The sequence below is a fragment of the Streptomyces sp. NBC_01381 genome (genome assembly GCF_026340305.1).
Classification (GTDB): Bacteria; Actinomycetota; Actinomycetes; order Streptomycetales; family Streptomycetaceae; genus Streptomyces.
In genome coordinates, this window is sequence record NZ_JAPEPI010000001.1 from 3,866,824 (window position 1) to 3,887,515 (window position 20,692).

Genomic DNA, 20,692 nt, shown 5'->3' on the forward strand with positions numbered 1-20,692 from the left:
CGGGCCGCGGTCTATGCGGTGCGTTGCATAAACGTGCATCGAGACGTATAGTCATGCCATCCAAGAGGAGGGTTCCATGGCGGTACGCGCAGCAGTGGCAGGGGCGAGTGGGTACGCGGGCGGAGAGCTTTTGCGTCTGCTGCTCGTCCACCCCGAGGTGGAGATCGGCGCTCTGACCGCCAACTCGAACGCGGGCCAGCGCCTGGGTACGCTCCAGCCGCATCTGTTCCCGCTCGCCGACCGCGTCCTGGAGCCGACCACCACCGAGGTCCTCGCGGGCCAGGGCCGTCGGCATGATGTGGTCTTCCTGGCACTGCCCCACGGGCAGTCCGCGGCCGTCGCCGAGCAGCTCGGCCCTGACGTCCTCGTCGTCGACATGGGCGCCGACTTCCGGCTGAAGGACGCGGGGGACTGGGAGAAGTTCTACGGCAGCGAGCACGCCGGTACGTGGCCCTATGGGCTGCCCGAACTGCCGGGCGCCCGCGCGGCGTTGGAGGGGGCCAAGCGCATCGCGGTGCCCGGTTGCTATCCGACGGCCGTCTCGCTCGCGCTCTTCCCTGCGTACGCGGCGGACCTCGTCGAGGCCGAAGCGGTGATCGTCGCGGCGTCCGGCACCTCCGGCGCGGGCAAGGCGGCCAAGCCGCACCTCCTTGGCTCGGAGGTCATGGGGAACATGTCGCCGTACGGAGTCGGGGGCGTGCACCGGCACACACCCGAGATGATCCAGAACCTCTCCGCCGCCGCGGGCACCCCCGTCTCGGTCTCCTTCACGCCGACCCTCGCCCCGATGCCGCGCGGCATCCTCGCCACCTGCAGCGCGAAGGCGAAGGACGGCGTCACCGCCGCATCCGTCCGGGCCGCGTACGAGAAGGCCTTCGCCGACGAGCCGTTCGTCCACCTGCTCCCCGAGGGGCAGTGGCCCGCGACCGCCGCCGTGTACGGCTCGAACGCCGTGCAGATCCAGGTCGCGTACGACGAGGCGGCGGGCCGCGTCATCGTGATCGGCGCCATCGACAACCTCACCAAGGGCACCGCGGGCGGCGCCCTGCAGAGCATGAACATCGCCCTCGGCCTCGACGAGGCCACCGGGCTCACTACGATCGGAGTCGCGCCGTGAGTGTGACGGCAGCTAAGGGATTCACGGCCGCGGGCATCGCCGCCGGGATCAAGCAGAACGGCAACCCGGACCTGGCCCTCGTGGTCAACACCGGGCCCTGCCTGGCCGCCGCGGGCGTCTTCACCTCCAACCGCGTCAAGGCCGCCCCCGTCCTCTGGTCGGAGCAGGTCCTCAAGGGCGGCCTGGTCTCCGCCGTCATCCTCAACTCCGGTGGCGCCAACGCCTGTACGGGCCCGCAGGGCTTCCAGGACACGCACGCCACCGCGGAGAAGGTCGCCGAGGTGCTCGACGGGGTGAACGCCGGCGAGGTCGCCGTCGCGTCGACCGGACTCATCGGCGTCACGCTGCCCATGGACAAGCTGCTGCCGGGCGTCGAGACGGCCGCCGGTGAACTCTCCGCGCACGGCGGCGAGAAGGCCGCCATCGCCATCAAGACCACCGACAGCGTGCACAAGACCTCCGTCGTCACCAAGGACGGCTGGACGGTCGGCGGCATGGCCAAGGGCGCGGGCATGCTCGCGCCGGGCCTCGCCACGATGCTCGTCGTCCTCACCACCGACGCCGACCTCGGGGCCGACGTCCTGGACCGGGCGCTGCGGGACGCCACCCGGCTCACCTTCGACCGGGTCGACTCCGACGGCTGCATGTCGACCAACGACACGGTGCTGCTTCTCGCCTCGGGCGCGGCCCAAGTCGCCCCGGAGTACGCCGAGTTCGCCGATGCCGTGCGCGAGGTCTGCGACGACCTGGGGCGGCAGCTGATCGGTGACGCCGAGGGTGCCAGCAAGGACATCAAGGTCGAGGTCGTGAACGCGGCGAGCGAGGCCGACGCCGTCGAGGTCGGCCGGTCCATCGCCCGCAACAACCTCCTCAAGTGCGCCCTGCACGGCGAGGACCCCAACTGGGGCCGGGTGCTCTCCGCGATCGGCACCACGTCCGCGGCCTTCGAGCCCGACCTGCTGAACGTCGCCATCAACGGCGTCTGGGTCTGCAAGAACGGCTCCGTCGGCGAGGACCGCGAGCTGGTCGACATGCGCTACCGGGAGGTCGTCATCACCGCCGACCTGGCCGCGGGCGACGAGACCGCCACGATCTGGACCAACGACCTCACCGCCGACTACGTCCACGAGAACAGCGCGTACAGCTCATGAGTACTCCCACCGCCCGGAAGCACACCGCCCTGCCCAAGGCGCAGATCCTCATCGAGGCGCTGCCCTGGCTGACCCGGCACCGCGGCAAGACCGTCGTCATCAAGTTCGGCGGCAACGCCATGATCGACGAGGAGCTGAAGGCCGCCTTCGCGCAGGACGTCGTCTTCCTGCACCACGCGGGCCTCAGGCCCGTCGTCGTGCACGGCGGCGGACCGCAGATCAGCAAGGCCCTCGACCGGCACGGCATCGTCAGCGAGTTCAAGGCGGGCCTGCGCGTCACCACCGAGGACGCCATGGACGTCGTACGCATGGTGCTCGCCGGACAGGTGCAGCGCGAGCTCGTCGGCCTGCTCAACCAGCACGGCCCGCTCGCCGTCGGCCTCACCGGCGAGGACGCGCACACCATCACCGCCACCAAGCACACGCCCCGCATCGAGGGCGAGCTGGTCGACATCGGCCGGGTCGGCGAGATCACCGAGATCGACACCGGCGCCATCGAGGCCCTGCTCGCCGACGGCCGCATCCCGGTCGTCTCCTCGATCGCCCGCTCCCAGGACGACGGACATGTCTACAACGTCAATGCTGATACGGCGGCTGCGGCACTCGCTGCGGCGCTGGACGCCGAGACCCTGATGGTCCTGACGGACGTCGAGGGCCTCTACGAGGACTGGCCCAACAGCGACGAGGTCATCAGCCGCCTCACCGCCGCCGAGCTGGAGAAGCTCCTGCCCGAGCTGGCCAGCGGCATGGTCCCGAAGATGGAGGGCTGTCTGCACGCCGTGCGCAACGGCGTGGAGACGGCCCGCGTGATCGACGGCCGCGTCCAGCACTCGATCCTCCTTGAGATCTTCACCGACGAGGGCATCGGCACGATGGTCGTGCCCGACGCAGAGGGGGAAGCGGAATGACCGGCAACCAGGAGCTGACCGCGCGCTGGCAGGGCGCGCTCATGGACAACTACGGCACTCCCCGGCTGCCCCTCGTGCGCGGCGCGGGCAGCAGGCTGTGGGACGCGGACGGCAATGAGTACGTCGATTTCGTCGGCGGCATCGCGGTCAACGCGCTCGGCCACGCCCACCCGGCGATCGTCGAGGCGGTCAGCGCCCAGATCGGCTCCCTCGGCCACGTATCGAACCTCTTCGTCGCCGAGCCGCCCGTCGCGCTCGCCGAGAAGCTGCTCCAGCTCTTCGGCCGCGAGGGGAAGGTGTACTTCTGCAACTCCGGCGCGGAGGCCAACGAGGGCGCCTTCAAGATCGGCCGCCTGACCGGCCGTTCGCACATGGTCGCCACCGAGGGCGGCTTCCACGGCCGGACCATGGGCGCGCTCGCGCTCACCGGCCAGCCCGGCAAGCAGGAGCCGTTCCTGCCGCTGCCCGGCGACGTCACGCATGTCCCGTACGGCGATGTCGAGGCGCTGCGCGCGGCGGTCACCACCGACACCGCCCTCGTGATCATCGAGCCCATCCAGGGCGAGAACGGCGTCGTCGTGCCGCCCGCGGGCTATCTGAAGGCGGCCCGGGAGATCACCGCGGCCACCGGGACGCTGCTCGTCCTGGACGAGGTGCAGACCGGAATCGGCCGTACCGGCCACTGGTTCGAGTACCTCGCGCACGAGGGCGTCCAGCCGGATGTCGTCACGCTCGCGAAGGGCCTGGGCGGCGGACTGCCGCTCGGCGCGACCGTCGCGTTCGGTGCGGCCGCGGAGCTCTTCAAGCCCGGTCACCACGGCACGACGTTCGGCGGGAACCCGGTCGCGTGCGCCGCGGGGCTCGCCGTCCTCGACACCATCCAGGCCGAAGGTCTCCTGGAGAACACCAAGCGGGCGAGCGAGAAGCTGCGGGACGGAATCGAGTCACTCGGCCACCCGCTCGTCGGCCATGTCAGGGGCGCGGGCCTGCTGCTGGGTATCGTGCTCACCGAGCCGCTCGCGCCCCAGGCGCAGCAGGCGGCTCAGGACGCCGGCTTCCTGGTGAACGCGCCCGCCCCCGATGTCGTACGGCTGATGCCGCCGCTGAACGTCCGCGACGACGAGGTGGACGCATTCCTCCAGGCACTGCCCGGCGTCCTGGAAACGGCTGCCGAGGCTTTGAAGGCCGCTGAAGCCAACGGGGACGGACGATCCGGAGAATGAGACGACGATGAGTCATGCGCAAGGCAACGAGCACGCGGAGCACCCGGATCACACCGGGCCCGCGGTGCCGCAGACCCGCACCGCGCGCCACCGCCGGATCGTGGACATCCTCAACCGGCAGCCGGTCCGCTCCCAGAGCCAGCTGGCGAAGCTGCTCGCCGACGACGGCCTGACCGTCACGCAGGCGACGCTCTCCCGGGACCTGGACGAGCTGAACGCGGTGAAGATCCGCAACGCCGAGGGCGACCTCATCTACGCGGTGCCGAGCGAGGGCGGCTTCCGCACGCCGCGGGCCCCGCTCGGCGAGTCCGCCAAGGAGGAGCGGATGCGCCGCCTCTCCGCGGAGCTGCTGATCTCGGCGGAGGCCTCGGCGAACCTCGTCGTCCTGCGCACCCCGCCGGGCGCCGCCCAGTTCCTGGCTTCGGCGATCGACCAGGCGGAACTGCACGACATCCTCGGGACGATCGCGGGCGACGACACGCTGATGCTGATCAGCCGGGAGGCTACGGGGGGTCAGGCGTTGGCGGATCATTTGCTGCGGTTGGCTTCCAACGAGCACTGAGGCCGGCCCCTGGGCCTTGGGCGCCGTTGATCACCGGCTTCGCCGAGTTCGTCCTCAAACTCCCCCAAGCTCTTAAAGAGCAGGGGGGACCCCCTCGACGGGCTGGAATTCCGCCGTGCCATCCACGCCGCCACCAGGGCCCCGGACACGTTGTGCCACACGGAGAACACCGCAGAGGGCAGCGCGGCGAGCGGGCTGAAGTGGGCCGTGGCCAGCGAAGCCGCGAGGCCGGAGTTCTGCATGCCGACCTCGAAGGCCATCGCGCGGGAGGCCGGCTGCCCGAGCCGGGCCAGCTTGCCCGCGCCGTAGCCCAGCGCAAGGCCGAGGCCGTTGTGCAGGAAGACGGCGAGGAACACCAGTGCCGCGGCCGGCTTGATGGCCGCGGCACTGCCCGCGACCACGATCGCCACGATGGCGGCGATCGTCAGGGCGGACAGCCATGGCAGCGCGCTCAGGATTCGCCCGATGTGGCGCCCGAAGAGCAGCCGCACCACGAGACCCGCGATGACCGGAAGCAGCACGGTCTTGAGGATGTCGGTGACCATCGACCCCGCGTCGACGGGCAGATACTCGCCGGCGAGGAGCAGCGTCAGCGGCGGAGTGATGAGCGGCGCGAGCACGGTCGAGACGGTGGCGACGGAGACGGAGAGTGCCACGTCACCGCGCGCCAGGTACGTCACCACGTTCGACGCGGTGCCGCTCGGCGCGCAGCCCACCAGGATCACGCCGGCCGCCAACTGCGGTGAGAGGCCGAGCGCGTGGGCGATCAGCCAGCCGAGGCCCGGCATGATCATGGATGGGGTCTCCCCTGCTCCTTAAGAGCTTGGGGAAGCGCGACCAGGCCGAGCGCGACGGCCCAGGGCCGTTTGACGACGCCCTGGAAGTCGAGCGGGGTCATCGTGAGCCCCATGCAGAACATCACGACGCCCAGGAGGTACGGGACGTTCGTGCCCCAGCCCTTGAAGGCGTCCGGCGCGGCGAGGCCGAGCGCGCCGGCGGCGAGCACGAGGACGGGGAAGACCGTGACGGCGAGCCGGGCCGCCTTGTCGCCGCTCTCCGTCGAGTTGGGGATCGTCTGTTCGGTTTGCACCCCGCGATGCAACGCCGCCGCAGAGCGCGACCGCAACCGCGTCTCGATATGTGGTCGCTACACCTACGATGGAAGCGTCGAGTGCGCTGTGCTCAGTACTGCGTGATGGCCGTAGCCCCCGACACCGTCCCGATCGCGATGTGCGGCCGCCGCCCCTCGTCGGCCCACCGCAGGATCCGCCGCATCGCGTCCGCGGAGACCGACACGCAACCCGCCGTCGCCCCGCGCCCGTTGACGTGCAGGAAGATCCCAGCGCCGCGACCCCGCGCCGGACGGTCGTAGTTGAAGCCGATCACCAGGGCGTGCGCGTACTGGGGGTCGTACGTGACGAGGTGTTCGGACTCGGCGGCGCGGCAGTCGGCGGCGCGTGGCTGGGTCCAGCGGTTGTAGGAGCGGGACTTGTTGTCCTGGCACCACCAGGACGTCCTCGTCACGCGGCGGTAGGTGTAGTCCGTGCCCGACGGTGCGCGCTCGATGCCGAAGGCGTAGGGGAGGCGGAAGAGGCCCGTGGGTGTCGTGTTCGTGCCCTGTTTGCGCGAGCCGCCCTCCGTCAGGCCCTGCGCGCCGAACCGCGCGGCCGCAGAGCCGGCCTTCGCCCACCGCCCGGCACGCCGGTCCCACCACGTGACCGTGCCGGTGGTGGAGCCGGTGCGTGCGGCCAAGGCGGTGATGAGCTGGGTGCCGCCGCCGGTGTCGGCCATGCGGTCCGGGAGCGGTGGTCCTGCTGCGGATGTGCCGGGCGCGGACGCGACGGTCGCGGCGGTGGCGAGCAGGGCTGCGGACGCGAGGGCGGCGGCACGTAGGCGCATGGTTCAGACGGTAAGGGGCGGCAGCGGCAACGGCAGGCCCGGCAGGCCGTCGATGCTCTGCGCGATGTGCTCCTTCTTGGTGAAGTACGCGCTCAGCGACGCGTCGTCCTCGCGCCCGAAACGCTTGGCGTGCAGATCGCGGTCCTCGTCGTACGACATGAAGGGAACGTTGTAGCCGCAGGTGTCACGGACGAGTTCGGCCGTCACGACGATGATCGCGCGCAGGCCGTGCGGGGTGGGGTCGATGTCGGGGAAGTGCCCGAGCAGCTCCGCCCAGCGCGGGTCGTCGCGGAAGACGGGCTCGCCGCGCCCGTGCACCCGGACGATGTTCGGCGGGCCCTGGAAGGCGCACCACATCAGGGTGATGCGGCCGTTCTCGCGCAGATGCGCCACCGTCTCCGCGTTGCTGCCCGCGAAGTCCAGGTAGGCGACGGTGAGCTCGTCGATGACCACGAAGGATCCGGTCAGGCCCTTGGGGGAGAGGTTGACCGTGCCGTCGTCCGCGAGCGGCGCGGTCGCCGTGAAGAAGACGGGCTGTGCCTCGATGAACGTGCGGAGCCGGCCGTCTATGCGTTCGTAAGTCTTTCCCATGCCTAAGGATTATTCATCAGAGATCGTTCGCCTGTCTAACAACTTCGCGCGACGTCTCGGGGGGAGGGTGAGATTGACGAATCATGCAGAGGTCTGCATACTCATGCATAACAGAGTGTGCATCGAGCACCGTGATTCGAGCACCGTGAGGAGAGAGCCATGACCGAGCGCGTCGTACTCGCCTATTCAGGCGGTCTGGACACCTCCGTCGCCATCGGCTGGATCGCCGAGGAGACGGGCGCCGAGGTCATCGCCGTCGCCGTGGACGTCGGCCAGGGCGGCGAGGACCTGGACGTCATCCGCAAGCGCGCGCTCGCCTGCGGTGCCGTGGAGGCCGAAGTGGCCGACGCCAAGGACGAGTTCGCCGAGGAGTACTGCCTCCCGGCGATCAAGGCCAATGCCCTCTACATGGACCGCTACCCGCTGGTCTCCGCCCTCTCGCGGCCGACCATCGTCAAGCACCTCGTGGCCGCCGCCGAGAAGCACGGCGCCGGGATCGTGGCGCACGGCTGCACCGGCAAGGGCAACGACCAGGTCCGTTTCGAGGCCGGCATCTCCGCGCTCGGCCCCGACCTGAAGTGCATCGCCCCGGTCCGTGACTACGCGATGACGCGGGACAAGGCGATCGCCTTCTGCGAGGAGAAGCAGCTCCCGATCGCCACCACCAAGAAGTCCCCGTACTCCATCGACCAGAACGTCTTCGGACGGGCCGTCGAGACGGGCTTCCTGGAGGACATCTGGAACGCGCCGATCGAGGACATCTACGAGTACACCGCGAACCCGGCCGAGCCGCGCGAGGCCGACGAGGTCGTCATCTCCTTCAAGGAGGGCGTCCCGGTCGCCGTCGACGGCAGGCCCGTCACCGTCCTGCAGGCGATCCAGCAGCTCAACGAGCGGGCCGGAGCCCAGGGCATCGGCCGGATCGACATGGTCGAGGACCGGCTGGTGGGCATCAAGTCCCGTGAGGTGTACGAGGCGCCGGGCGCCATCGCGCTCATCACGGCGCACCAGGAGCTGGAGAACGTCACCGTCGAGCGCGAACTGGCCCGCTACAAGCGGCAGGTCGAGCAGCGCTGGGGCGAGCTGGTCTACGACGGCCTGTGGTTCTCCCCGCTCAAGCGCGCCCTCGACGGCTTCATCGACGAGGCAAGCCGGCACGTCACCGGCGACATCCGGATGACCCTGCACGGCGGCCGCGCCGTCGTCACAGGGCGGAAGTCCGGCGCGTCCCTCTACGACTTCAACCTCGCGACCTACGACTCGGGCGATACGTTCGACCAGTCCAAGGCGCAGGGCTTCATCGAGATCTTCGGTCTGTCCTCGAAGATCGCCGCCAAGCGGGACCTGGCGTAACGGCGATCGCGTAGCCATCCTCGTATCGCGTAACCATCCTCATCAAGGAGCACGTGCAAGTGAGCAACAACAACGGCGGTGACGTCCGGCTCTGGGGCGGCCGGTTCGCGGACGGCCCGGCGGAGGCCCTGGCCAAGCTGTCGGCATCGGTCCACTTCGACTGGCGCCTCGCGCCGTACGACATCGCCGGTTCCCGCGCCCACGCGCGCGTGCTGCACAAGGCGGGGCTGCTCACCGAGGACGAGCTGACGCGCATGCTGGCCGGGCTCGACAAGCTTGAGGCCGATGTCGCCGACGGCTCGTTCGTCGGCACCATCGCCGACGAGGACGTGCACACCGCCCTGGAGCGCGGCCTGCTCGAGCGGCTCGGCCCGGATCTCGGCGGCAAGCTGCGCGCGGGGCGGTCGCGGAACGACCAGGTGGCGACGCTCTTCCGGATGTATCTGCGGGACCACGCCCGGATCATCGGCGGCCTGATCGCCGACCTCCAGGGCGCGCTCGTCGGCCTCGCCGAGGCGCACCCGGACGTCGCCATGCCGGGGCGCACGCACCTCCAGCACGCCCAGCCGGTGCTCTTCGCCCACCACGTCCTCGCGCACGTCCAGTCCCTCTCGCGGGACGCCGAGCGGCTGCGGCAGTGGGACGCGCGGACGGCCGTTTCGCCGTACGGCTCGGGAGCGCTCGCCGGATCGTCCCTCGGCCTCGACCCGGAGGCGGTCGCCAAGGACCTCGGCTTCGAGCACGGCAGCTCGGGCAACTCCATCGACGGGACGGCATCCCGGGACTTCGCGGCGGAGTTCGCCTTCATCACCGCGATGATCGGCGTGAACCTCTCCCGGATCGCGGAGGAGATCATCCTCTGGAACACGAAGGAGTTCTCCTTCGTCACCCTCCACGACGCCTTCTCGACCGGCTCGTCGATCATGCCGCAGAAGAAGAACCCGGACATCGCGGAGCTGGCGCGCGGCAAGTCGGGGCGTCTGATCGGCAACCTCACCGGGCTGATGGCGACGCTCAAGGCGCTGCCGCTCGCGTACAACCGCGACCTCCAGGAGGACAAGGAGCCGGTCTTCGACTCCTGCGACCAGCTGGAGGTCCTGCTCCCCGCCTTCACCGGCATGATGGCCACGCTCACCGTGCACCGCGAGCGCATGGAGGAGCTGGCCCCGGCCGGCTTCTCGCTCGCCACGGACATCGCCGAGTGGCTGGTCAAGCAGGGTGTGCCGTTCCGTGTCGCGCACGAGGTGGCCGGTGAGTGCGTCAAGGAGTGCGAGGCGCACGGCATCGAGCTCGACCAGCTGACGGACGAGCAGTTCGCCAAGATCTCCGAGCACCTCACCCCCGAGGTGCGCACCGTCCTGAACGTCCCCGGCGCCCTGGCTTCGCGCAGCGGCCGCGGCGGCACCGCGCCCTCGGCCGTCGCCGTCCAGCTCGCCGAGGTCAAGGCCGATCTGACGGTTCAGCAGGAGTGGGCCGCGGCGCGTAAGTGACGCCGCCGCAGCGCGTGCCGCGTTGACGTGGGCATCGCGGGTTACGTTGGTCGCCATCCGCAAGGAGCCGACCGAACGGAGCCCGCGATGCCCTTCGCACGTCTGGCCGCAGCGACCACCCCCACCGCCCACATCGGGTTCGGCCTCGCCGCCGTCGGCAGGCCCGGCTACATCACGCTCGGCCGCGACGCCGACCTGCCGCCTTCGCGCAGCGTCGAGGCCCTGCGCGAGCGCTCCCTCGAACTCCTCGACGCCGCCTACGCGTCGGGGGTCCGCTACTTCGACGTGGCGCGCTCCTACGGCCGCTCCGAGGAGTTCCTCGCCGACTGGCTGCACGCAAGGCCCGACATCCGGGACGTCGTCGTCGGCAGCAAGTGGGGGTACACGTACACGGCCGCCTGGCACACCCAGGTGGACGGGCCGCACGAGGTCAAGGACCACAGCGTCGCCGCGTACGTCCGTCAGCGCGAGGAGAGCGCCGAACTGCTCGGCGACCGGCTCGACCTCTACCAGATCCACTCCGTCACGCCCGAGAGCCCGGCCCTCACCGACAAGGACCTGCACGCCAGGCTCGCCGAACTGGCGGCCGACGGCGTGACGGTGGGCCTCTCGGTGAGCGGCCCGGAGCAGGCCGCCGCGATCCGCGCCGCGCTCGCCGTGACCGTCGACGGCGAGCCCCTCTTCCGTACCGTCCAGGCCACGTACAACGCCCTGGAGACCTCGGCGGAAGCCGCGCTCGCCGAGGCGCATGACGCGGGGCTCACCGTCCTGGTCAAGGAAGGCATGGCCAACGGTCGCCTCGCGGGGGAGCACGCACCGGCGGCCCTGCGCGAGGTCGCCGAGGCGACCGGGCTCGGCTGCGACGCGGTGGCCCTCGCCCTGGTGCTGCGCAAGCCGTGGGTGGGCGTCGTCCTCTCCGGGGCGGCCACCCCCGTACAGCTCGTCTCCAATCTGCACGCGGCGGCCGTCGACCTCGACGCGGACCAGCTGGAGCGGCTCGCGGGGCTCGTGGAGGAGCCGGCGGCGTACTGGGAGCGGCGCGGGCAGCTGCCCTGGAGCTGACCGACCTCGGCTCGACCCCACCGGTGACCCCTCGCCGGTGAGAGCCGCGCATATCTCGTGAGACAAATCTGTCTCACACGGTCTATGCTTGTCTCATGTCAGTCGATCGCGACCAGGTGCTGCGCAGCGCCGCGGCGCTCCTCACCCGCAAAGGCTCCGCCACGATGGACGAGGTGGCCCGCGCGGCGGGGATCAGCCGAGCCACGCTGCACCGGCATTTCGCCGGGCGCGACGCCCTCGTACGAGCCCTCGAAGAGCTCGGGATCCAGGAGTTCGAGGCGGCCATCGACGCGGCCCGGCTCGGGGAGGGGAGCGCGGCGGACGCGGTGCGCCGGCTCGTCAAGGAGATCGAGCCCGCGGCGGGACTGCTCGCGTTCCTCGTCACCGAGAACCAGCTCTTCGAGGGCGAAGAGCAGCACGAGGGCTGGGCCCGCCTCGACGCCTATGTGGCCGCGCTCTTCCGGCGCGGCCAGGAGGACGGCGAGTTCCGCATCGACCTGACCCCCGTGTGGCTCACAGAGGCGCTGTACGGACTGATCGGCTCGGGCGCCTGGGCCGTACTGGACGGCCGCGTGGCCGCCAAGGACTTCTCATACATGATCGCCGAGCTGCTGATCGGCGGCGCGCAACGGAGAGTGGAATCATGACCAGCACCCAACAGCGGACCTCCCAGGCGGAGGTGGAGCGCAGTCCCGGGCGTTGGCTCGCGCTCGCCGTACTGGTGCTCGCCGTGCTCCTCGTCGCCGTCGACGCGACCGTCCTCGGTCTCGCGACGCCGTACATCAGCGAGGACCTCGAACCGACCGGTACGCAGCTGCTGTGGATCGGCGACATCTACTCGTTCGTCATCGCCGGTCTGCTCGTCTCCATGGGCAGCCTCGGCGACCGCATCGGCCGCAAGAAGCTGCTGCTGACCGGAGCGGTCGCCTTCGGCGCGGTCTCGGTGCTCAACGCCTATGCGACCTCGCCCGAAATGCTCATGCTGGCACGGGCGTTGCTCGGTGTCGCGGGTGCGACGCTGATGCCGTCCACGCTCGCGCTGATCCGGAACATCTTCCACGACCCGCGCGAGCGCAGCCTCGCGGTCGGCATCTGGGGCGCCATGGCGTCGGCCGGTGCCGCCGTCGGCCCGGTCGTCGGCGGTTTCCTGCTCGAACACTTCTGGTGGGGCTCGGTCTTCCTGATCAACCTGCCGGTGATGGCCGTCCTGGTCCTGGTCGGCATCAAGTTCCTGCCAGAGTCGAAGAACCCGGCGCCGGGTCCCTGGGACCTGATCAGCGTCGTGCTCTCGCTCATCGGCATGATCGCCATCGTGTACGCCATCAAGGAGGCGGCGGCGCACGGCATCCGCTGGGACGTCGGGGTGGCGGGCCTGCTCGGCGTGACCGCGCTGACCTGGTTCGTGCGACGCCAGCTCACGCTGACCGCGCCGCTCCTGGACATGCGGCTGTTCCGCAACCGCGGCTTCTCAGCGGCGGTGCTCGCCGATCTGCTGACCATCCTCGGCCTGTCCGGCCTGGTCTTCTTCCTCTCCCAGTTCCTGCAACTGGTGCAGGGGAGGCCGCCGTTCGAGGCGGGCCTCGCCGAACTGCCCGCCGCGGTGGGCGCGGTGGGCGCCGGTCTGATCGCGGGCATGGTCGCGCGGCGGTTCTCCGTCCGCGTGGTGGTCGCGGGCGGACTCGCGGCGGTCGGCGTCGCGCTCGCGGCGCTCACCACCCTGAGCCAGTCCACCGGCTATCCGATCCTGGGAGCTCTGCTCCTGATCGTCGGCATCGGCGCGGGCTTCTCGTTCACGGTGACCGCCGACGTCATCCTCTCCGGCGTTCCGAAGGAGCAGGCCGGCGCGGCCTCCGCGGTCTCGGAGACCGCGTACGAACTGGGCGCGGCGCTGGGTATCGCGTTGCTCGGCACCATTGTGACCGGGGTGTACCGGGACTTCACCGCCCCGGCCGGCACCCCGCCCGAGGTGGCTTCGGCCGCGCACGAGTCACTGGGCGGCGCGGTCGAATCGGTGGCGGGGCTTCCGGCCCAGCAGTCCCAGGAGCTGTTGGCCTCGGCGCAGGAGGCCTTTGTCGACGGGCTGCGCTTGGCCGCCGGGGTCGGCGCGGCGGTGCTGCTGGCGACTGCGGTGGCGGCGTGGTTCCTCTTGAAGGGCTCGAAGCTGGAGGACGGCGTGGAGCACTGAGAGGAGCGCCCCGGAGGGGCGCGGGGAACTGCGCGACCAGCCACATGCGGCCCGCAGGCGAAGGCAGAAGCTACGCAGCTTTCGCCTTCGTGGCGTACATGTCCACGTACTCCTGACCGGACAGCTGCATGACCTCCGTCATCACGGAGTCCGTCACCGCCCGCAGCACATAGCGGTCGCGGTCCATGCCCTCGTAGCGGGAGAACTCCATCGGCTCGCCGAAGCGGACCGTCACCCGGCCGGGCCGGGGGAGTCCCTTGCCGCCGGGCTGGAGCTTGTCCGTGCCGATCATCGCGAAGGGGACGACGGGCGCGCCGGTCATCAGGGTGAGGCGCGCGATGCCCGTGCGGCCGCGGTACAGGCGGCCGTCGGGGGAACGGGTGCCCTCCGGGTAGATGCCGAAGAGCTTGCCCTCCTCAAGCACGCGCCGCCCCGTCATCAGCGCCGCGACACCGCCGTGGCCGCCGTCGCGGTCCACGGGGATCATTCCGGAGCCGGTGAAGAACCAGGCCATCAGGCGGCCCTTGAGCCCCTTGCCCGTGACGTACTCGTCCTTGCCGATGAAGAACACCGGACGCGGGCACACCAGAGGCATGATCATCGAGTCGATGAACGTGAGGTGGTTTCCGGCCATGATGACCGGACCGGTGCCCGGAATGTTCTCGGCGCCTTCCACCCGTGGGCGGAACATCAGACGCAAGATCGGTCCGAGTACTGCCTTGATGAGCGCGAGACGGGACAACGGGCCCTCCGGTGTCAACGGGTCGACGACGAGTATGTGCAGGTGAGGACGATACTCGCGGGTCCCCGCTCTCCGCACATCGGGTTCATGCACTCGATACGCAGAGTTGACCTGAGTTTGCGTGGTGTTGCCCTTGGAACGTCCTCCCTGGGGCGACCGTATCCCCGTGGGGCACAAGTGGCGCGTACTAGTGGTCCTTGTCACGCGCCGCAGTCACCCGCAGCCATGACGTGACGGGCCCCGCACACCAGTGGCCATCCCGCATCACCCTTCCGTTCGGCCCAGGGTCTCCCATCCGTCACGCGGCGGCACCTACGATCGTGCCGCTTTGTCAGGTGCAAGGCAGCACATCGGGAGGAGCGCTCAATGGCTACGCAGAAGTCGAGGCAGTCGGGGTCGGGGGAGCAGCGGCCGGGGCGGCGCGCGGTGCTCGGGGCGGCGGTGCTCGGGGCGGGCACGGCCGTCGTGGGGCTGCCCGGCGTGGCGAGAGCCGACGCGAAGCACGGACACGGGGGTTACAAGACCCTGCCGGTGCCGACGATCGTCGCGCACCGCGGTACCAGCGGGTACCGCCCCGAGCACACGCTCGGCTCGTACCAGCTCGCCCTCGACATGGGCGCCCACGTCATCGAGCAGGACGTCGTGCCCACCAAGGACGGCCATCTCGTATGCCGTCACGAGAACGACATCACCGCGACGACGGATGTCTCGGCGCACCCCGAGTTCGCGTCCCGCAAGACCACCAAGTCCGTGGACGGCACCTCGTTCACGGGCTGGTTCACCGAGGACTTCACGCTCGCCGAGCTGAAGACGCTGCGCGCCAAGGAGCGCATCCCGGGCACCCGCCAGCGCAACACGCTCTACGACGGCCGCTGGGACGTGCCCACCCTGGAAGAGGTCTTCCAGTGGGCCGACAAGCAGGGGCGCAAGCACGGCAAGCAGATCTGGCTGCACATCGAGACCAAGCACCCCACGTACTTCCGCAAGCTGGGCCTCGGCCTGGAGGAGCCGCTCGCCAAGCTCCTGCGCAAGTACGGCCGGCACAAGAAGGACGCGCCGAACTTCCTGCAGTCCTTCGAGCCGAGCAGCATCCAGCGCCTGAACAAGCTGGTCGACGCGCCGCTGGTGGTGCTCCTGTCCACCGCGGCCTCCCGCCCCTGGGACTTCGTCGAGGCGGGCGACCCGCGCACCGTCGCCGATCTCATCAAGCCCGATGGCCTCAAGTGGATGGCGTCGTACGCACAGGGCATCGGCCCCACCCTCGACCTCGTCATCCCGAAGAACCCGGACGGCAGCCTCGGCACCCCGTCCACGCTGGTCAAGGACGCGCACGCGGCGGGCCTTGTCCTGCACCCGTACACGATGCGCAACGAGAACACCTTCCTGCCCACGAACTTCAAGAAGGGCACCGACCCGGCCGCCTACGGCGACGCCTTCGGTGCCTTCAAGGCGTACTTCGAGACGGGCATCGACGGCATCTTCTCGGACAACCCGGACACCGCGCTGCTCGCGGCCGCCGACTTCGTCAACAGCTGATCGCCCGGCCCCGGTTGGGGTGAGAGACGGCCGCTCCGGCAACCTGCCGCCGGGGCGGCCGCGTCACGGCGGGCATGACCACCCAGCTCATCCCCGCACTGCGTCCGCTCCTCGCCGCCGAGGCGTCCGCCGCCGCCCTCGGCTCCGGCGCAGACCCCGGTGACCTCGAACAGGCCGTCTGGCTGCGCCTCCTGGAGCGGATGGACGCCGACGGCCCACCCGCCGACCCGGCCACCTGGCTGCGCGGCGCCGTCGCCGCCGAGGCGCGGCGCAGCCGGCGTACGGCGGAGCGCGAGGTGCGGTACGCGACCGAACCCGCCGACGACATCGAGTGCGGCCCCGAGCAGCGCGCCCTGCGGGCCGACCGGGACCGCACCCTGTACGCGGCGGTCCGCAGGCTGCCAGGACGCTGCCCCGGCCTCATGGCGGCACTCCTGTCCCCCGAGGACCTCACTTACCGGGAGATCGCAGGCGAGTTGGGAATGTCACAGGGCAGTCTGGGGCCGGAACGTTCCCGATGCCTGGGATGCCTGCGCAGAATGCTCGCGGCGGAGGTTGCAGCTCCTGAACCGCGGGGAAAGGAGCGTTAGACAACCGGCGGAGCAGGTGAGCGGGAGGCATGCACACATGGGCATGAGTGTGACGATCTCGGCGGCGGACGGACAGGACGCCGAGAAGATCCTCAAACTGCAGTACCTGTGCTACCAGAGCGAGGCCGAGCTGTACGGCGACTACTCCATCGAGCCGCTCACGCAGACCCTCGACTCCATCAAGGCCGAACTGGCCACGGGCGACGTCCTGGTGGCGCGGCTCGGCGACGAAGTGGTGGCTTCCGTGCGCGGCACGGTCGACCCCGACGGCACGGCGCGGATCAACAAGCTCATCGTCCATCCCCGGATGCAGCGGCACGGCCTGGGCGGCCGGCTCCTGGAGGCGATAGAGCAGCGGCTCGGCGCGGGCGGCAGCACCAAGTGCTTCCAGCTCTTCACCGGGCACCGCAGCGAGCAGAACCTGCAGCTCTACCGCAAGCACGGCTACACCGCGGTGGGCACCCGGCGGGTCAACGAACGCCTGACGCTGGTCACGCTCTCCAAGGACGCGGAGGCCAACACCTACGTCGCTAGCGCGTAGCCCTGCGCGCCTTGTTCAGCCAGAATATGGCGGTGACCGGCAGGATCACCGGGATGAAGAGATAGCCCATGCCGAAGTCCGACCAGACCGTCGCGTCGGGGAAGGCGGACGGCTCGACGAGCGTCCACGTGCCCACGGCGAGGACGCCCACCAGCTCGGCGGCGCAGCACACCAGCGCCGCCCTGCGGGCCTTCTCGCCGCCACGGACCAGCGAGTACGTGATGAAGCCGTAGACGAGCCCGGCGATCGCGGACAGCGTGTACGCGAGCGGGGCCTTGTCGAAGTCCGACGAGATCTGCACGGCGGAGCGCGACATGGCGCCGACGACCATCACGCCGTACAGCCAGACCAGGAGGATGCCGGGTCCGGCGATGAGCTTCTGGCGGGCCGGAGCCGCCCCGTCCTTGTCGGGCTCGGTCACCGCCACCTCAGCCTCCCCAGATGTCGTAGAGCCGCACTTCGAGCACGGCGAGGACCACGCCACCGGCGGCGACGGTGATCGAGCCCCAACGGGTGCGCTCCGCAAGCGACATGAAGCCCGCCGCCGGGATGCAGGCGAACGAACCGATCAGATACGCCACGAAGATCGTCGTGCCCTGTGCGGGCTCCTCGCCGCGGGCCAGCTGGACGATGCCGACGATCAGCTGGACGGTGGCGAGCAAGGTCACCACGCCCATCCCGATGAAGTGCCAGTCCTTGGTCGGCTGGTCCCGGTAGGCGGCGAAACCGCACCACGCGGCGAGCGCGAGCGCGGCCACCGAGGTCGCGATCGTCAGGGCAACAAGCATGCCGTCGACTTTATTACGGGCCCTTCGACCCGATGCGCCCGCCCCAGGGGTGCCCCTTAGGCTCGGACACCATGAAGATCCAGGCTGAAGCGCTCTTGTTCGACAACGACGGAACCCTCATCTCCTCCATGGAGTCGGTGTACCGCTGCTGGACGCGCCTGGCGCAGGAGTACGGGATCACCGCCGAGGAATTCGCGCGGGTCGAGCTGCACGGCAGGCCCGCCGCCGAGATCATCGCCGATCTGCTGCCCGCCGAGCGCGTGGCCGAGGCCGTGCTGCGCATAGAGGAGCTCGAAGTCTCGGACGTCGCCGGCGGCGTCGTCCTGCTGCCCGGCACCCGCGAGCTCCTCGAGTCGCTGCCCCCGGAGCGCTGGGCTGTAGTCACCTCCGCCGGGCGCCGCCTCGCCGAGGCCCGGCTCGCGGAGGTCGGCATCCGCCCGAAGATGCTCATAGCCGCCGACGACATCACGCGCGGCAAGCCCGACCCGGAGCCCTTCCTGCTCGCCGCACGGAAGCTGGGCGTCGATCCGGCGCGCTGCGTGGTGTTCGAGGACGCGCCCGCCGGTCTCACGGCGGGGCGCGCGGCCGGCATGACGACCGTGGCCTTGACCACAACGCACCAGGCCCACGAGCTCTCCGCGGACGTCCTCGTCAAGGACCTCTCGGGCGTGTCCGCGCAGGCCATCGCGGGTGGCGTGGAGATCACCACCCAGGACTGAGCACAGGACCGCCGGTGTCCGCGCCTGTCCACCGGCTGTCCGTATACCGGACAGCGGTGGCGGGCGGCGAGCGCACGCGTGTTTTACTTGTCCGCATGACCACGACGAGCTACCGCAGCCCTGCGACCGAGGCGATCACGACGCCCGGTGCTCGTTGTATGTGTCGAATGTGCGCCTTCTGAGGGCCCCCGCACCACCCCTGAGCCTCGCGCCCCGAAGCGAAGCCGCTGTGCCACGCCCCTACGCGACGTACGCCCGATGTACATGACGTAGGAAGCGAGCCTGCCCCGCGCACACGTCCTCCGGTTCTTTTCGCCACCGCGAGAAACCGTGCCGCGTTCCCCACGAATGCCCCGTGCCCGGCTCCACCCGGCCGCGCACTCGACAGTGACGGAAACCCCTGTGATCACCACTTCCGGCCTCACCAAGGTCTACCGCTCACGCGGTCGTGAAGTAACTGCTCTCGACGGCGTCGATCTGCACGTCCGCGAAGGCGAGGTGTACGGCGTCATCGGCCAGTCAGGCGCCGGTAAATCCTCGCTGATCCGCTGTGTCAACCTCCTTGAGCGTCCCACCGCCGGCACCGTGACGGTGGCCGGCCAGGACCTCACCGCGCTCGCCGGCCGCGGGAGCCGCGCGAGCAAGGACCTGCGCCGCGCCCGCAGCCGCATCGGCATGGTCTTCCAGCACTTCAACCTGCTGTCCTCGCGCACCGTGCAGGACAACGTCGAACTGCCCCTGGAGATCCTCGGCCTCAGCGGCGCCGAGCGCTCCCACAAGGCCCTTGAACTGCTCGACCTGGTCGGCCTCGCCGACAAGGCCAAGTCCTACCCGGCGCAGCTCTCCGGCGGTCAGAAGCAGCGCGTCGGCATCGCCCGCGCGCTCGCCGGCGACCCGAAGGTGCTGCTCTCCGACGAGGCGACGAGCGCCCTCGACCCGGAGACCACCCGCTCCATCCTCCAGCTCCTTCGCGACCTCAACCGGCAGCTCGGCCTGACCGTCCTGCTGATCACGCACGAGATGGACGTCGTCAAGAGCGTCTGCGACTCCGCGGCCCTCATGGAGCGCGGACAGATCGTCGAGTCCGGCACCGTCACCGAACTGCTCGCGACGCCCGGCTCCCAGCTGGCCGCCGCGCTCTTCCCGGTCAGCGGCGACGCCACGGGCGAGGACCGCACCGTCGTCGACGTGACCTTCCACGGCGAGGCCGCGACCCAGCCGGTCATCTCCCAGCTCTCGCGCACGTACAACATCGACATCTCGATCCTCGGCGCCGCGATGGACACCGTCGCGGGCCGGCAGGTCGGCCGCATGCGCATCGAACTGCCGGGACGCTTCGAGGAGAACGTCGTCCCGATCGGCTTCCTGCGCGAACAGGGCCTTCAGGTCGAGGTCGCCGGACATGAAGCGCCTGTACCGCAGGACGCCACGCTGCTGGTCAAGGAAGGTGCCAAGTGACCTGGTCGGAGACGCAGCCCCTGCTGGAGCAGGCCTGTTGGGACACCCTCTACATGGTCGGCTGGTCGACGCTGATAGCCGTCGTCGCCGGACTGCCGCTCGGCATCCTGCTCGTCCTCACCGAGCGCGGCGGTCTCCTGCAGAACGCCTTCCTCAACAAGGCGATCGGGCAGATCGTGAACATCGTCCGCTCGATGCCCTTCATCATCCTCATGGTCGCGCTGATGGGCTTCACGCGCTGGATCGTCGGGACCACGATCGGCCGCGAGGCCGCCCTGGTGCCGCTCGCCATCGGCGCCATCCCGTTCTTCGCGCGGCTCGTCGAGACCTCGATCCGTGAGGTCGACGGCGGGCTCGTCGAGGCCGTCCAGTCGATGGGCGGCTCCACCTGGACCGTCGTACGCAAGGTCCTCGTCCCGGAGTCGCTGCCCTCGCTGATCGCGGGCGCCACCACCACGATCGTCGCCCTCATCGGCTACTCCGCGATGGCGGGCACGGTCGGCGGCGGCGGCCTCGGCGACCTCGCGCTGCGCTACGGCTACCAGCGCTTCGAGACCGAGCTGATGTGGATCACCGTGGCGATCCTCGCCGTGGTCATCTCGATCATCCAGTTCGCGGGCGACTACGCGGCCCGCAGCCTGCACCAGCGAGGCGGCAAATCCGGCGCGGCGCCGCGGCTGCGCTTCCTCAAGGTCGCACCCTCGAAGGCTTCCTGAAACTGACGCTCCCGAAGGCTTCCTGAACCCACCCCGCACACCCACGCGGGGCTGCACCACA

General features: G+C 70.1%; 21 protein-coding genes and 1 pseudogene. 16 read left to right on the forward strand and 6 right to left on the reverse strand.

Annotation, left to right across the window (positions count from 1 at the left end):
- Positions 1-76: 76 nt before the first annotated feature.
- The 5 genes from argC to OG453_RS18040 are packed head-to-tail and all read left to right on the forward strand — an operon-like array spanning position 77 to position 4,961.
- A complete protein-coding gene (gene argC / locus OG453_RS18020; protein WP_266868930.1) occupies positions 77-1,117 on the forward strand; it encodes an N-acetyl-gamma-glutamyl-phosphate reductase in 1,041 nt (346 codons plus the stop codon).
- On the forward strand, positions 1,114-2,268 hold the full coding sequence (gene argJ, locus OG453_RS18025) for a bifunctional glutamate N-acetyltransferase/amino-acid acetyltransferase ArgJ (protein WP_266868932.1): 1,155 nt from the start codon (positions 1,114-1,116) through the stop codon (positions 2,266-2,268). The genes argC and argJ overlap by 4 nt, the downstream gene beginning before the upstream one ends.
- The gene (argB, locus tag OG453_RS18030) at positions 2,265-3,176 is read left to right on the forward strand and encodes an acetylglutamate kinase (protein WP_266868933.1); all 912 of its coding nucleotides are present in this window, start codon (positions 2,265-2,267) and stop codon (positions 3,174-3,176) included. The genes argJ and argB overlap by 4 nt, the downstream gene beginning before the upstream one ends.
- Positions 3,173-4,399: an acetylornithine transaminase gene (locus OG453_RS18035; protein ID WP_266868934.1), complete on the forward strand. Its 1,227-nt coding sequence runs from the start codon at positions 3,173-3,175 to the stop codon at positions 4,397-4,399. Before argB ends, OG453_RS18035 begins: the two co-directional genes overlap by 4 nt.
- A 7-nt stretch (positions 4,400-4,406) precedes the next feature.
- A complete protein-coding gene (locus OG453_RS18040) occupies positions 4,407-4,961 on the forward strand; it encodes an arginine repressor (RefSeq protein WP_135330399.1) in 555 nt (184 codons plus the stop codon).
- Positions 4,962-5,071: 110 nt separating this feature from the next.
- Here OG453_RS18040 and OG453_RS18045 read toward each other — a convergent pair.
- The 3 genes and pseudogenes from OG453_RS18045 to OG453_RS18055 form a co-directional block, all read right to left on the reverse strand.
- A pseudogene (locus OG453_RS18045) lies at positions 5,072-6,051 on the reverse strand (bile acid:sodium symporter family protein); the annotation flags it as partial.
- A gap of 92 nt (positions 6,052-6,143) precedes the next feature.
- Positions 6,144-6,860 carry a L,D-transpeptidase gene (locus tag OG453_RS18050; protein WP_266868935.1) on the reverse strand — a complete coding sequence of 239 codons (717 nt, stop codon included), beginning with the start codon at positions 6,858-6,860 and terminating at the stop codon, positions 6,144-6,146.
- A gap of 3 nt (positions 6,861-6,863) precedes the next feature.
- On the reverse strand, positions 6,864-7,451 hold the full coding sequence (locus OG453_RS18055) for a pyridoxamine 5'-phosphate oxidase family protein (RefSeq protein WP_266868936.1): 588 nt from the start codon (positions 7,449-7,451) through the stop codon (positions 6,864-6,866).
- Between the two features lie 159 nt (positions 7,452-7,610).
- Between OG453_RS18055 and OG453_RS18060 the strand changes: the two genes are divergently transcribed.
- The 5 genes from OG453_RS18060 (at position 7,611) to OG453_RS18080 (ending at position 13,541) form a co-directional block, all read left to right on the forward strand.
- Positions 7,611-8,804, forward strand: coding sequence for an argininosuccinate synthase (locus OG453_RS18060; RefSeq protein ID WP_266868937.1), 1,194 nt, complete (start codon positions 7,611-7,613; stop codon positions 8,802-8,804).
- A gap of 59 nt (positions 8,805-8,863) precedes the next feature.
- Positions 8,864-10,294, forward strand: a complete 1,431-nt coding sequence (gene argH, locus OG453_RS18065) for an argininosuccinate lyase (protein ID WP_266868938.1) — start codon at positions 8,864-8,866, stop codon at positions 10,292-10,294.
- 87 nt (positions 10,295-10,381) lie between these two features.
- Positions 10,382-11,356 (forward strand): aldo/keto reductase, encoded by a 975-nt coding sequence (locus tag OG453_RS18070; RefSeq protein ID WP_266868939.1) that lies wholly within the window; start codon positions 10,382-10,384, stop codon positions 11,354-11,356.
- 95 nt (positions 11,357-11,451) lie between these two features.
- Positions 11,452-12,003 (forward strand): TetR/AcrR family transcriptional regulator, encoded by a 552-nt coding sequence (locus tag OG453_RS18075; RefSeq protein ID WP_266868940.1) that lies wholly within the window; start codon positions 11,452-11,454, stop codon positions 12,001-12,003.
- Positions 12,000-13,541, forward strand: a complete 1,542-nt coding sequence (locus tag OG453_RS18080) for an MFS transporter (protein WP_266868941.1) — start codon at positions 12,000-12,002, stop codon at positions 13,539-13,541. Before OG453_RS18075 ends, OG453_RS18080 begins: the two co-directional genes overlap by 4 nt.
- A 70-nt stretch (positions 13,542-13,611) precedes the next feature.
- Here OG453_RS18080 and OG453_RS18085 read toward each other — a convergent pair whose 3' ends face one another.
- Positions 13,612-14,232: a 1-acyl-sn-glycerol-3-phosphate acyltransferase gene (locus tag OG453_RS18085; protein WP_237330157.1), complete on the reverse strand. Its 621-nt coding sequence runs from the start codon at positions 14,230-14,232 to the stop codon at positions 13,612-13,614.
- 417 nt (positions 14,233-14,649) lie between these two features.
- On the opposite strand from OG453_RS18085, the gene OG453_RS18090 reads away from it, so the two are divergent.
- The 3 genes from OG453_RS18090 to OG453_RS18100 all read left to right on the forward strand — a co-directional run bounded on the left by OG453_RS18090 (position 14,650) and on the right by OG453_RS18100 (position 16,950).
- Positions 14,650-15,819, forward strand: a complete 1,170-nt coding sequence (locus OG453_RS18090) for a glycerophosphodiester phosphodiesterase (protein ID WP_266868942.1) — start codon at positions 14,650-14,652, stop codon at positions 15,817-15,819.
- Positions 15,820-15,893: 74 nt separating this feature from the next.
- Entirely contained in the window at positions 15,894-16,409 is a 516-nt protein-coding gene (locus OG453_RS18095) for an RNA polymerase sigma factor (protein ID WP_266868944.1), read from the forward strand.
- Positions 16,410-16,446: 37 nt separating this feature from the next.
- Positions 16,447-16,950, forward strand: a complete 504-nt coding sequence (locus OG453_RS18100; protein ID WP_266868945.1) for a GNAT family N-acetyltransferase — start codon at positions 16,447-16,449, stop codon at positions 16,948-16,950.
- Here the strand turns inward: OG453_RS18100 and OG453_RS18105 are convergent.
- A complete protein-coding gene (locus tag OG453_RS18105; protein WP_266868946.1) occupies positions 16,940-17,377 on the reverse strand; it encodes a hypothetical protein in 438 nt (145 codons plus the stop codon). The two genes, OG453_RS18100 and OG453_RS18105, sit on opposite strands and share 11 nt — an antisense overlap.
- 1 nt (position 17,378) lies before the next feature.
- On the reverse strand, positions 17,379-17,738 hold the full coding sequence (locus OG453_RS18110; protein ID WP_266868947.1) for a hypothetical protein: 360 nt from the start codon (positions 17,736-17,738) through the stop codon (positions 17,379-17,381).
- A gap of 71 nt (positions 17,739-17,809) precedes the next feature.
- Between OG453_RS18110 and OG453_RS18115 the strand changes: the two genes are divergently transcribed.
- The 3 genes from OG453_RS18115 to OG453_RS18125 all read left to right on the forward strand — a co-directional run bounded on the left by OG453_RS18115 (position 17,810) and on the right by OG453_RS18125 (position 20,631).
- Entirely contained in the window at positions 17,810-18,457 is a 648-nt protein-coding gene (locus OG453_RS18115) for an HAD family hydrolase (RefSeq protein WP_266868948.1), read from the forward strand.
- Positions 18,458-18,859: 402 nt separating this feature from the next.
- Positions 18,860-19,915, forward strand: a complete 1,056-nt coding sequence (locus OG453_RS18120) for a methionine ABC transporter ATP-binding protein (protein ID WP_266868949.1) — start codon at positions 18,860-18,862, stop codon at positions 19,913-19,915.
- Positions 19,912-20,631, forward strand: coding sequence for a methionine ABC transporter permease (locus tag OG453_RS18125; protein WP_266868950.1), 720 nt, complete (start codon positions 19,912-19,914; stop codon positions 20,629-20,631). Before OG453_RS18120 ends, OG453_RS18125 begins: the two co-directional genes overlap by 4 nt.
- Positions 20,632-20,692 lie beyond the last annotated feature (61 nt).